This window comes from Bacillus sp. FSL K6-2865 (assembly GCF_040311405.1).
Taxonomy (GTDB): Bacteria; Bacillota; Bacilli; order Bacillales; family Bacillaceae; genus Bacillus; species Bacillus velezensis.
In genome coordinates this window covers 194,750-206,533 of sequence record NZ_CP152036.1, presented here as the reverse complement: position 1 = coordinate 206,533, position 11,784 = coordinate 194,750, and the positions used below count along the sequence as shown (strand labels likewise).

Genomic DNA, 11,784 nt, shown 5'->3' with positions numbered 1-11,784 from the left:
GTAAAGTAGAAAACAAGGAGGGATTTAATGATGACTGGAGCAATTCCGCAAAAGAAACTGCTGGATGGGACAAGCATTCCCGCGATCGGCTTCGGTACATACGCTCTTAACGGAAACAACGGCGTTCATGCCATTACCAGCGCCATTGATATCGGCTACCGTCTGATTGACACCGCTTATAACTATGAAAATGAAGGGACGGTCGGAGAAGCCATCAAGAGAAGCTCTGTTCCGAGAGAACAGCTATACGTGACGTCCAAGCTGCCCGGACGCTACCATGACTATGACAAAGCTGTACAAACCATACAAGAATCTTTATACCGCGCCGGTCTGGACTACTATGACCTGTATCTCGTCCATTGGCCGAACCCGAAACAAGACCGCTACACGGAAGCATGGCAGGCACTGATTGATGCGAAAAAATGGGGCCTGATCCGATCCATCGGCGTCTGCAATTTCCTGCCTGAGCATATCGAACGGCTCGAACGTGAAACCGGCGTAAAGCCTGGCATCAACCAAATTGAACTGCATCCCGCTTTTAATCAGCAGCAGCAGCGCCAATGGCACGAAGAACAGGGCATCGTGACAGAATCATGGAGTCCGTTATCCCGCGCCGGCGAAGTATTGAACGATCAAAAACTCGGACGGATTGCGGACAAATACGGCAAAACCATTTCTCAAGTCATTTTACGCTGGCATATCCAGCTGGGCGCCATCCCGATTCCAAAATCAGCATCGCCCGAGCGCCAGCTTGAAAACATCTCCGTTTTTGATTTCTCCCTTGATGAAAACGACATGAACATCATCGACTCGCTTACCCGCCCCGACGGACGCATAAACGGCCAAGATCCGGCGGAGTATGAGGAGTTTTAAGTAAACGCATAAAGAAAAGCTGACGGCATCATTTGTCAGCTTTTTTCTCATTTTATATACGCACACCCAGCTCCCGTTTCCATTCAGAAAGCCAATCTGTATCCCCAGATCCGTATTGCCTGCTTTGGCCGGCGTCACGCAGAGATCCGTTTTTATACTCAATGGACAGAACCAAATCAGGAATGGCGTCATAACCCGTTCTCGCAAGCTTCGTGAGCCCCTGTCCGTAATGGGCGGCCGCTTCTGCCGCCGTATGTCTCAACAAAGGATCTTGCTGCAGCGCTTCCTTATAGACGTCTAAAAGGTCGCGTCCGTCTTCTGTGACGTACTTTCCGTCCACGATCTGCAAGTCTTTCAGATGATAGCCGGTCACCTCGTACATTTCCCGAACGACTTGATATTTCTCATATGTTTCCGGCGTAAACTGCGAGGAGTCATCACTCCGGCTGCGAATGATGTGCGCAAACAGCTCTTTGCTGTTTTCCCCGGAGTTTAAGACAGCTTCAATCTGCTGAGTGAGCTCTTTATCGTCAGTCCCGCTCACTTTTAACAGATAATCAATCGGTGATATCGTAAATGTAAGATTCGCACCCTCCGGAATCTGAATATGATTCCGATGGAAAAGCATCTCAATCTGCTGATTCACCTGCCCGCGCTGAAACACCTTTTCATTTTCGACTTGAATCTCTCCGTTGAGCGTTTCACCCCGAAACGCCGCATCACGGAAATCATAGCTCTGGGCTTTCCCCTTAAACAGCCATTCCGTTTCATTATGATAAGCGGCCTGACGCTCCGATTCTGATAAATCACTTCTGAAATAAGGTGAATCGGCACGCTGGTATTTGTCCTTAATATAATGCAAAGGATCTGGTTTTCGTTTATTGATTTCATTGATACGGCTGTATTTCTCATCAAGAATCTTGCTCGCAATATCACTCTCAGACTCATATGGATTATTAGCGTCTATTACCGTCTCATTCCCATTATCCGTAATCGTTTTCTGATTTGCAGATTGATATAAACGGGACAGGCTGCTCCCTTTCTCAGTGACACCGCTCCTTGAATAATTCACCTGGCTCAGATCGCGGCTCCCGCCTGTCTGAATCAATAAGCTGTCCGATCCTTTTGCCGCATCTTTCACATTTGTTTTGGAAGAATACCGCTGAAGCACTTGCTGAGCCATTACTTGATTTTTTATATATCGAGCGTTTAGGCGCATGTTTTTAACCTCCGCTTGAGATGATGTTCTAGTGTTTGTATCGGCTGTTTCCCAGTTGATTTTAACCTTAAATAACAAATGTTTACATAGCTAATGTTTTTATGTATGATGTAGTCAAAAAGGGGGATTTTTCCATGAAGAAGTGTATATTGATTCTATTTGTCAGTGTCATCGTTTTATCAGGCGCATTGTTTGCATCTTCACCTTCAGCCTCTGCATCTCAAAAGAACTCGTTACAAATAAGCGCCATTACAGGAAATCATTCATTTGAAACTGCCAATCCGGTAGGCTACTGGAAATATAAAAATATTGATACTGCCATATTGCCAAAAGGGGAAAAAGATTCGTATTTCACTTTCACGGCAAATAAGGGAGAAAGACTTTATGTCAGGAGTTCAACAAGAAGTGAATACAAGGGAATGGACATTGAAATTTATAATAAAAATAAAGTACTGATCAGTAAAGGCACAGAAGTGATAAATCCTGATACGGCGCTACCTTTTATCTATGCGAATACAGATGCGAAAGAAAATAACGAGACGTTCTACGTGAAAGTGTCCCGCGGCTCCTACACTGACGATATGTACTTTACACTCTCTATTTACGACCGAATCAAATCCGGCAGTGAGACCTTCTCATTCAGCGGTACAGCTGAAAATAAAGGGAACACAAGCCTCAGTCCGAATGGATCAGATTCAACTGTTCTTAGACTCGACTTAACCAAACAGACAAGCATTCCAAGAGACGCCACAGTGAAAAGAATCAACACCACCGCAACCCAAACACCAAGCCAAGGAAATACAAGCCACTACATCATGTCGGAAGAAAATAAAGTGTGGCACCGTGCACTTGCAAACAGCTCCACTCAAGGAAATTACGGTATCACACTGGATGATAACCTCTCAGTCTCAAGCATCTGGAATTTTAAATACAACACACTCGCAACAGCAAAATCGACTATGAAAAATGTGAAATTGAAGATTGATTATGAGTACGATGTGACAACGCAGTTTTAATTAGAAGAACAGCCGCCCATTGTGCGGGCGGCTGTCTGCTTGGAGTTAAAGTGAATTTATGAGCCCGTGCCATGTCTTATCCTGTTGTAACTTGATCAGTTGCTAAAATTCTTTTTTATGATATATAGCTGCGGCAATGAAAAATGAAATGATATATAAGATAACGCCGATCATGAGATATATAATCGGGACATATAAAGAAGGATTTATGTGCAAAAATGACAGCGGTACTTGTTCTGCTGCATACCCAACGACACTTTGCAATCCAAACGTAGCAAAAAGTCCCCCCATTGCTCCTCCAATCACGATAGCATCGGATTTTTCCGGGCCTATCATGTAGAGAAGAGGATAAACGATTGCACCGGCAAAGAGAACGATGAACGTTCCAAAAGAGACAATATTAAATATGCCGTCAATTGGTTCATCAGAACCCAGGCTGTATACAAGGAAAATACCATAAGATATTACAGCTCCGATCACAACAATCAAAAGATAAAAGACATAGTGGCTTTGAACAATATTTGTTCTGCTGACCGGTAAAGTCAGGACATACCTGTCATAGCCAGACTTGCTCTCATACTTTATAACCTCAAGTGCGGGCATGACGACAAACAAAATAATCAGCATAGCAACAAAACGATGCATTGAAGCATCCCCAAAATAAAAAATGACTGCTGATACCAATATGGCCAACCCCGTGTATGCAAAGAAACTTCGATAAACCAGGTAATAGTTAGTCAGTAACAGACCTCTCAATGTTTTCACTCCTCGTTAAAAAGACGCTGATTTCTTCTATGGAAATGGTGTTGGCCGTTACGCCATTCGGCAATTTCTGTTGATCCGATACAAGCACACTCCAATAAGATCCACGATCCCTTTTTGCTAGAACGATATCTTCGTCAAGCTCAGCCAATCGGCCTTCATCAACGTCTATAACGGTATAGCTTTCAAGAACCTTATCTTTCTCTTCATTTAATAAAATTTCGCCATCTTTCATAATAACGATATGGCTGGCTATCTTCTCGACATCAGTCATAATGTGCGATGAAAGTAAAATACCGCCGTTGCTTTTACTCACAAAGCTTTTTAATTCATTTAACAGATCATCTCTTGAAGAGGGATCAAGCCCTCCCGTTGCTTCATCCAGGAGTAATAATTTTGCATTATGCGACAAAGCAACAGCTACGGATAACTTCATTGACATGCCGCGCGAGAATGTATTCACTTTTTTGTCCATAGGTAAAGAGAAAGAATGAACCAACCGGTAAAAATGATCTTGGTCCCAAGCACCGAATAGTTTCTTAAATACATGATTCAGCTGCTTTATCGTAAGGTGCGCAGGAAGATTCATCGCATCAAATACGACCCCAATATCTTCTTTGAACTTTATATGTTTATCCAGATTCTCTTTACCAAAGATTTTCACTTTACCTCTATCCTGAGAGATTAATCCTAATATCGTTTTAAATGTTGTTGACTTGCCTGCGCCGTTATCACCGATAAAACCGACAATTGATCCGGCAGGCACATTGAATGTAACATCCTTTAAAACAGCTTTATGGCCAAAAGATTTGCTGATGTTTCTGATTTCTAAAAGGTTTGACATCATTCCACTCCTATCATTGTTGTCAGGACTTTTTTAAGAATTGAACCGGATTATTGCAAAAATGTTGTTATTTTCATATCCAGTCGAGGTATTCATAATGGATCAGGAGTCGGCAAATACAAAAGGGATTTTAAAGTCTTTTTTAATCATAATTTGGATGTGTAATCGATTGATTACGTTTATATAATGGATATCATGATGAAAATTGCTGGAGGTGATTACTTTCTGATGAGGCATGCACAAAAATAATTTACTAATGATTACATTTATGGATTTTAACCGGAATGCATCTCGTATTATAAAGCAGGTGTTAATCCTTTTCAATATATAAAAGGGGATTTCTTTACAATCGCAAAGAGTATGTATTTCTCATTTCCGCATTAAAAAACCCCTCTGGCTAATAACCAAAGGGGTTAAATATATTATTCCACCGTAACACTCTTCGCAAGGTTGCGCGGTTTATCAACATCACAGCCGCGGTGCAGTGCCGCATAGTAAGCGATCAGCTGCAATGGCACAACAGAAACCAGCGGAGCAAGCGCAGGGTTGACTTCCGGCAGGATGAATCTGTCGTCTGCGTCTTCTAAGCCTTTCAGCGAGATGATGCAAGTGTTGGCGCCGCGGGCTGCGACTTCCTTCACGTTTCCGCGGATGCTCAGGTTGACGTGCTCTTGTGTCGCCAGCGCAAAGACTGGTGTTCCTTCTTCAATCAGAGCGATTGTTCCATGCTTCAGCTCGCCGCCGGCGAAGCCTTCCGCCTGGATGTAAGAAATCTCTTTCAGCTTCAGGGCGCCTTCGACACATACGAAGTAGTCGAGGCCGCGGCCGATGAAGAAAGCGTTTCTTGAAACAGTCAGGTACTCACGCGCGATCATTTCCATTTCGTCCTTCTGGTCGCAGAGGGCTTCCATGGCGTTTGCCGCGATACCTAATTCTTTGACTAAATCAAAACCGATATCAACACCGTTGCGTTCTGCTGCAACGGACGCAAGGATCGCGAGGACGGCAATCTGAGCCGTATACGCTTTTGTTGATGCCACCGCGATCTCAGGGCCTGCGTGCAGAAGCAATGTGTAATCCGCTTCACGGGAAAGCGTTGATCCCGGAACGTTTGTGATCGTCAGCGCTTTGTGACCCAGCGCTTTGACTTGAACAAGCACGGCGCGGCTGTCCGCTGTTTCTCCGCTTTGAGAAAGGAAGATAAAGAGCGGCTTCTTAGACAGAAGCGGCATGTTATAAGAGAATTCACTCGCTACATGCACTTCAACCGGTACGTTTGCCCACATTTCAATATATTGTTTCCCGACAAGACCGGCATGGTAGCTCGTTCCGCAAGCCACGATATAAATGCGGTCCGCTTCCGCCACAGCGTCAGCGACATCGCCGGCCACGGCCAGTCTGCCATTTTCGTCCTGATACGTTTGGATGATTTTGCGCATAACAAGCGGCTGCTCATCCGTTTCTTTTAACATGTAGTGAGGGTATGTGCCTTTTTCGATATCACTGGCATCAAGCTCAGCGATATAAGACGCACGTGTCATGACTTCACCGTCAAGGTTTTTAATCACGGCTTCGTCTTTTGTCACGATCACCATTTCTTTGTCCAAAAGCTCAACGTATTCATTCGTTACTTGAAGCATAGCCATCGCGTCAGACGCCACGACATTAAACGTATCTCCAAGGCCGATTAACAGAGGGCTTTTGTTTTTTGCAACGTAAATGGTGTCTGTGTTTTCACCGTCAAATAATGCAATTGCGTAAGAGCCTTTTAACAGAGTCAGTGTTTTGCGGAACGCTTCTTCTGTGTTAAGTCCTCCCGCCACAAATTGCTCGATCATTTGAACGACTACTTCAGTGTCCGTGTCGCTTTTCAGTTCAACGTTTTCAAGATATTCGCGCTTCAGCTGAACATAGTTCTCGATCACACCGTTGTGAACAAGTGTAAAGCGGCCGAGTGCGCTTTGATGCGGGTGAGCGTTCAGGAAGCTTGGTTCGCCGTGAGTCGCCCAGCGTGTATGGCCGATTCCCGCTTGAGATTCAACCGAGTGATCTACCACTTCACGAAGGTCGGCGATGCGGCCTTTTTCTTTGTACACATGCACGCCCTGCTCATTCGCCACAGCGATACCGGCAGAGTCATAACCGCGGTACTCAAGCTTCTCTAATCCTTTTAACAAAATCTCTTTCGCATCAAGCTGACCGATGTAACCTACAATTCCACACATATTTTCTTCCTCCTAAAGGTGCAAAAGGAGACGAAGAAAGTCAAATTACAAGGGGACTTTCAATCGTCCCCTCCCACATGTTTTTTTGGAAGATCATGTGATTTCTCTTTGTTCGGAGAGTCGCCCCTCCGGTTTGAAGAAATCCTTACGGCTGTGATCTAAATGAATCAGCCGGGAGGCATCCGCCGAAAATTCGATAACCTCCATCCTCGTCAACTAAGCCGTTTTTCGGGCGCTTAGTTCGGGCGCTGTAATTATAAAAGATGCAAACAATCCCGCCTTTCCTGCAAGTGAAAAACAAAGGCTGAACAAGCTTGATTTTACAGCATGTGCCAAGGACGGTCAATTATTTTTTGCCGCCCCGGCATCATGTTTACTATCATATTATGCTGATCGCACTTGTCTTGTTCGCTCTCTGCTTATAAACTTCGCTACTCCGCTCCCATTTCTGTCCGCACGACATCCACGATTTTTGTGACATATTCGTCACAAAGCTCTTTTGTTCTCGCTTCAGCCATCACGCGGACGAGCGGTTCGGTGCCTGACGGGCGCACTAAAATCCGGCCGTCTCCGTTCATTTCTTTTTCCACTTCAGAAATAACGGCCTTCACCTTAGCGTTTTCTTCTACCTTATATTTATCCGTCACTTTCACGTTCACTAAGAGCTGCGGGAATTTTTTCATTTCATCCGCAAGTTCTGAAAGGGTTTTGCCGGACGCCTTCAGCGTATTCACAAGCATGATCGCGGACAAAAGACCGTCGCCGGTAGTGTTGTAATCAAGGAAAATAAGGTGCCCTGACTGCTCGCCGCCGACATTATAGCCGTCTTTTTTCATCGCTTCTACGACATAGCGGTCGCCGACTGCCGTTTGAACGCTTTTGATTTCTTCTTTTTCAAGCGCTTTGTAGAAACCGAGGTTGCTCATCACAGTCGATACGACGGTATCATCCTTCAGACGGCCCTCTGATTTCAAATACTTCGCGCATATGTACATAATCTGATCACCGTCGACGATGTTTCCTTTTTCATCAACGGCAATGAGGCGGTCGCCGTCTCCGTCAAACGCAAGGCCGATATCGGCGTTTTTTTCTTTGACGAAAGCACTCAGCGCTTCCGGGTGTGTAGACCCGACGCCATCATTAATATTTAATCCGTTCGGAGACGTCCCCATTGTAGATACGTCAGCATCGAGATCGGCAAAAAGGTGCGTCGCAATGGATGATGTCGCACCATGGGCGCAGTCAAGCGCTACATGAATGCCTGTGAAATCTTCGTCCGCCGTCTGCTTTAAAAATTGCAGATACTTTTGAACGCCTTCAAAATAATCGTTTACAAGCCCGAGGTCCGCGCCTGTCGGTCTCGGCAGCTTATCTTCCGGTTCATCCATGAGACGTTCAATCTCGGCTTCCTGCTCATCAGAAAGCTTAAAGCCGTCCCCTCCGAAAAATTTAATTCCGTTATCCTGTACGGGGTTGTGAGAAGCGGAGATCATGACGCCCGCCTCAGCATCCATGGCTTTCGTTAAATAGGATACCCCCGGCGTAGAAATAACGCCGAGGCGCATCACTTCAGCTCCGATCGATAAAAGTCCGGCGACAAGGGCTCCCTCCAGCATATGTCCGGAGATACGTGTATCACGGCCGATCAGCACTTTCGGGCGCTGCTTATCTTTGGTCAGGACATAACCGCCAAAACGCCCAACTTTAAAGGCCAGCTCTGGCGTAAGCTCGCTGTTGGCAACACCTCTTACACCATCTGTTCCAAAATACTTGCCCATTTTGTATCGCTCCTTTTTCATTCTGTTGAAGAAGAATCAGTGCTTGATCCGTCTTCATCCTGGTCTTGATTTTGATCCTGGTTTTGACTTTTATTCTGATCGCTGTCAGTGTCGTCTTCCCGGTTCTTGTTCTTGTCTTTGTCTGCGTCTCCGCTTGTGCTGTTCTTATTGCCGGAATCAGCGGAACCGCCGTTATTTTTATTTGAACTTGTGTTTTTCTTAGAAGTCAGCTTGATCTTAACCGTGTCTTTTGACAGGGACCATGTGACGTTTTGCGGGCCGTTTACTTCAAGCTTTACAGAGTGCTCTCCGTCATCCAAGTCCGAGACATTGGCATACAGTTCAATGTCCGACTTTTTCAGCGCCTTAATGTTGGCGGGAGAGCCTTTGGCCGTAATATTTATCGCCTGCGATTCAGGATCGAGAAACTCAATCTGCTGTGAGCCTCCCAGTCCGACCGTCTTGATTCCGACATTGTCAAAATCCTTTTTGTCTTCACTGTCCACTTTAACATGAAGCGTGATTTTTTCCGGTGATACCTTAGTGACACCCTTAGGAAGCGGGATATCGGCATTGATATCGGTATCTTTATCAATTTTGCCTAGATCAAGAGATACGCCGTCAATAAATTCAAGTGAATCCAGCACATCCTGCGGGCCGTAAACCGTCACCTCACTCGGATTCGAGTCAATGCTCGCAACGCTCACTCCGTCCGGAAGACTTCCCTTCCTTTCGATTTTGAAAGGAAGCTTTTTGCTCGGACTGGCTACGGGAACCGTCACTTTAATGACTGACGGTTCAACATCAACAGGAAGTGCGTTGCCGTCTTTGTCATAGACGGTCACCTTCACTTCCTTTTCAATGGTCTCATTTGCATTTTCAAGGTTCACGGATGCTTTGACAAGTGAAATGTTATCAATCACATTTTTCGAACCTGTAATCTGCACGTTTTTCGGGCTGATAATCGGCTGCTGAGGGGTATATCCCTTTTTCATTTTGCTTTTATTGTAGTATTCAACTTCCACGGGAAAACTCTCAGCCGTTTTTTCCTGGATCGTAACCGTCGTGACTGACGGGTTAATGGAGACCGTCAGTCCGTCCGATACGTTTTTCGCCTTCAATTCGACCTTATGAGTCCCGGTCTTCAGCTTATTCATATCGGCGTATATCTCAAAATTCTTCGTCTGTCTCGCCTTTTTCACCGCGCTTGTCGAGCCTTTAATCGTGACATTTACGGTCTGGGGCACGCCGGTGACGACATAGTTCGCTTCATCATAGTATGCTTTTACAGGAATATCAGTAAGCGTAGCCTCGTCAGTCGTTGATGTCGGAAAAAAGGATTCCCCCGGCTTTTTCGGAGTCGGCGCCTGGTTGTTGTTAACCGCAACGTAAAGCAGCAGCGCAAAGAGCAATGCAATGATCTTTACAGCCCAGCGGTTGTTTAAGAATTTATCCATTTTTCTTGCCCCTCCAGTACCAGCGGTTAGAAGAAGTATCTCTGGCGTTTTTCTTAAACTCGGCTTCAAGCATTTCTTTCAGTGCTTCTTCCGTCAATTCTCTGTGAAGGTCTCCGTTTTTGGCCACACTGATGGCGCCCGTCTCTTCAGATACAATAATGGTTAAGCTGTCCGTCACTTCACTGATGCCGACAGCCGCTCTGTGACGCGTCCCCAGCTCCTTTGAAATAAACGGGCTTTCAGAAAGCGGCAGATAACAGGCAGCCGCCGCAATCTCGTTATTTTTCATAATGACCGCTCCATCATGCAGCGGTGTATTCGGGATGAAGATATTAATCAAAAGCTCCGAGCTGACCTGCGCATTAAGCGGGATGCCCGTCTCAATATAATCGCCCATTCCCGTATCGCGCTCAATGGCGATGAGTGCGCCGATGCGGCGTTTCGCCATGTAGCTGATCGATTTTGTAATCGCTTCAATTGTCTTATGCTGCGCTTCCTCCACGGGGGTTCCGCTCCTGGAAAAGAACCGGCCCCGTCCGAGCTGTTCAAGCGCCCGTCTCAGCTCAGGCTGGAATATAATGATGATCGCTAAAAATCCCCATGTTATCGCTTGGTCCATCAGCCACTGAAGCGTGCTGAGTCCCAAATATGAACTGGCCATCCGAACCAATACGATGACGACGATTCCTTTTAAAAGCTGAACCGCCTTCGTCCCGCGTATGACCATGATTAATTTATATATCACATACCAAACAAGGAGAATATCAACGGCATTGCCGAGGTATTGCAAAAATGGGATGTCCTCAAAAGCCATTTCCTCGTCCTCCAAGAATTCAGTCATTTCGTTTTTCTGTTATGAATTGTGCTGCATGAGCAATATGTACATCATATAGCGTGCTCATTATACCACATTTTGATTTCTCAAGTGAAATGAGCCAGAGCGGCGATGCACAAAAAAAGAGTAAAGCGATTATACGCTTTACTCATCTTCACTCGGGTCCAATGCGCTCACGACGCCCTGGCCCGCCGATTTCAGTTCGTACCAGACCCAGTCAAACAATTGGTTAATCTCTTCAATCTGCCCGGTGACTTGTCCGGCTGAGGCCATGTATTTTTCTCCGTTGACGACAGTCACATTGCCGTCGACTTTTCCTTCAATGAACAGCTTGCCGTTTTTTACTGTGACATCGCCCTTTACGGTCTCGCCTTCAGGGACGGTGACCGTGTGATTCTGCACGACAAGGTTCGGCTGTTTGGACACACTGAAATTGTGGTCATTATGCCAGCTGTTGAAAAAACCGCCGCCCATTAAAATCACAAAAACTGCTGCGGCTGCAATCATCGGATGAGTTTTGATCCATCGTTTTACAGAAGCGCGTTTTTTCTCTTTTGGAAGATTCGCCATAACTTTGGCAGTAAAATCAGCAGGGGCCGTGACATGCGATGTGCTTCGGACGAGTGCTACGGATTTCTCCATTTCATGAAAATGCCGTTTGCAATTCCCGCATGACTGCAAATGTTGTTTTAATACGTTTTCATCTTCAGGAAGGATATCTCCATCAAGATGCTTATGCATAAGCTGCACGATCTGTTCAGGACAGCTCATTTCA

At 45.6% G+C, this 11,784-nt stretch carries 10 protein-coding genes; 2 read left to right on the top strand and 8 right to left on the bottom strand.

Annotation, left to right across the window (positions count from 1 at the left end):
• Positions 1 to 27: 27 nt before the first annotated feature.
• Positions 28 to 873 carry an aldo/keto reductase gene (locus NYE42_RS01170; protein ID WP_144665050.1) on the top strand — a complete coding sequence of 282 codons (846 nt, stop codon included), beginning with the start codon at positions 28 to 30 and terminating at the stop codon, positions 871 to 873.
• A 52-nt stretch (positions 874 to 925) separates the two neighbouring features.
• On the opposite strand, the gene NYE42_RS01165 is transcribed toward NYE42_RS01170, so the two are convergent.
• Complete coding sequence (locus NYE42_RS01165) at positions 926 to 2,092, bottom strand: DUF4885 family protein (protein ID WP_352426703.1); 1,167 nt, start codon at positions 2,090 to 2,092, stop codon at positions 926 to 928.
• Between the two features lie 134 nt (positions 2,093 to 2,226).
• Between NYE42_RS01165 and NYE42_RS01160 the strand changes: the two genes are divergently transcribed.
• Positions 2,227 to 3,108, top strand: coding sequence for a hypothetical protein (locus NYE42_RS01160; protein WP_061047146.1), 882 nt, complete (start codon positions 2,227 to 2,229; stop codon positions 3,106 to 3,108).
• Between the two features lie 102 nt (positions 3,109 to 3,210).
• Here NYE42_RS01160 and NYE42_RS01155 read toward each other — a convergent pair whose 3' ends face one another.
• The 7 genes from NYE42_RS01155 to rsiW form a co-directional block, all read right to left on the bottom strand.
• Positions 3,211 to 3,864: an ABC-2 transporter permease gene (locus tag NYE42_RS01155; RefSeq protein WP_047935140.1), complete on the bottom strand. Its 654-nt coding sequence runs from the start codon at positions 3,862 to 3,864 to the stop codon at positions 3,211 to 3,213.
• The gene (locus NYE42_RS01150) at positions 3,842 to 4,714 is read right to left on the bottom strand and encodes an ABC transporter ATP-binding protein (protein WP_094032873.1); all 873 of its coding nucleotides are present in this window, start codon (positions 4,712 to 4,714) and stop codon (positions 3,842 to 3,844) included. The genes NYE42_RS01155 and NYE42_RS01150 overlap by 23 nt, the downstream gene beginning before the upstream one ends.
• A 422-nt stretch (positions 4,715 to 5,136) precedes the next feature.
• Positions 5,137 to 6,939 carry a glutamine--fructose-6-phosphate transaminase (isomerizing) gene (glmS, locus tag NYE42_RS01145; protein ID WP_039252922.1) on the bottom strand — a complete coding sequence of 601 codons (1,803 nt, stop codon included), beginning with the start codon at positions 6,937 to 6,939 and terminating at the stop codon, positions 5,137 to 5,139.
• A 431-nt stretch (positions 6,940 to 7,370) separates the two neighbouring features.
• A complete protein-coding gene (glmM, locus tag NYE42_RS01140) occupies positions 7,371 to 8,717 on the bottom strand; it encodes a phosphoglucosamine mutase (protein WP_007408011.1) in 1,347 nt (448 codons plus the stop codon).
• Between the two features lie 17 nt (positions 8,718 to 8,734).
• A complete protein-coding gene (locus NYE42_RS01135) occupies positions 8,735 to 10,174 on the bottom strand; it encodes a YbbR-like domain-containing protein (RefSeq protein ID WP_094032872.1) in 1,440 nt (479 codons plus the stop codon).
• Positions 10,167 to 10,988, bottom strand: a complete 822-nt coding sequence (gene cdaA, locus NYE42_RS01130) for a diadenylate cyclase CdaA (RefSeq protein ID WP_003156763.1) — start codon at positions 10,986 to 10,988, stop codon at positions 10,167 to 10,169. The genes NYE42_RS01135 and cdaA overlap by 8 nt, the downstream gene beginning before the upstream one ends.
• 165 nt (positions 10,989 to 11,153) lie before the next feature.
• Positions 11,154 to 11,780 carry an anti-sigma-W factor RsiW gene (gene rsiW, locus NYE42_RS01125; protein WP_011996220.1) on the bottom strand — a complete coding sequence of 209 codons (627 nt, stop codon included), beginning with the start codon at positions 11,778 to 11,780 and terminating at the stop codon, positions 11,154 to 11,156.
• Positions 11,781 to 11,784 lie beyond the last annotated feature (4 nt).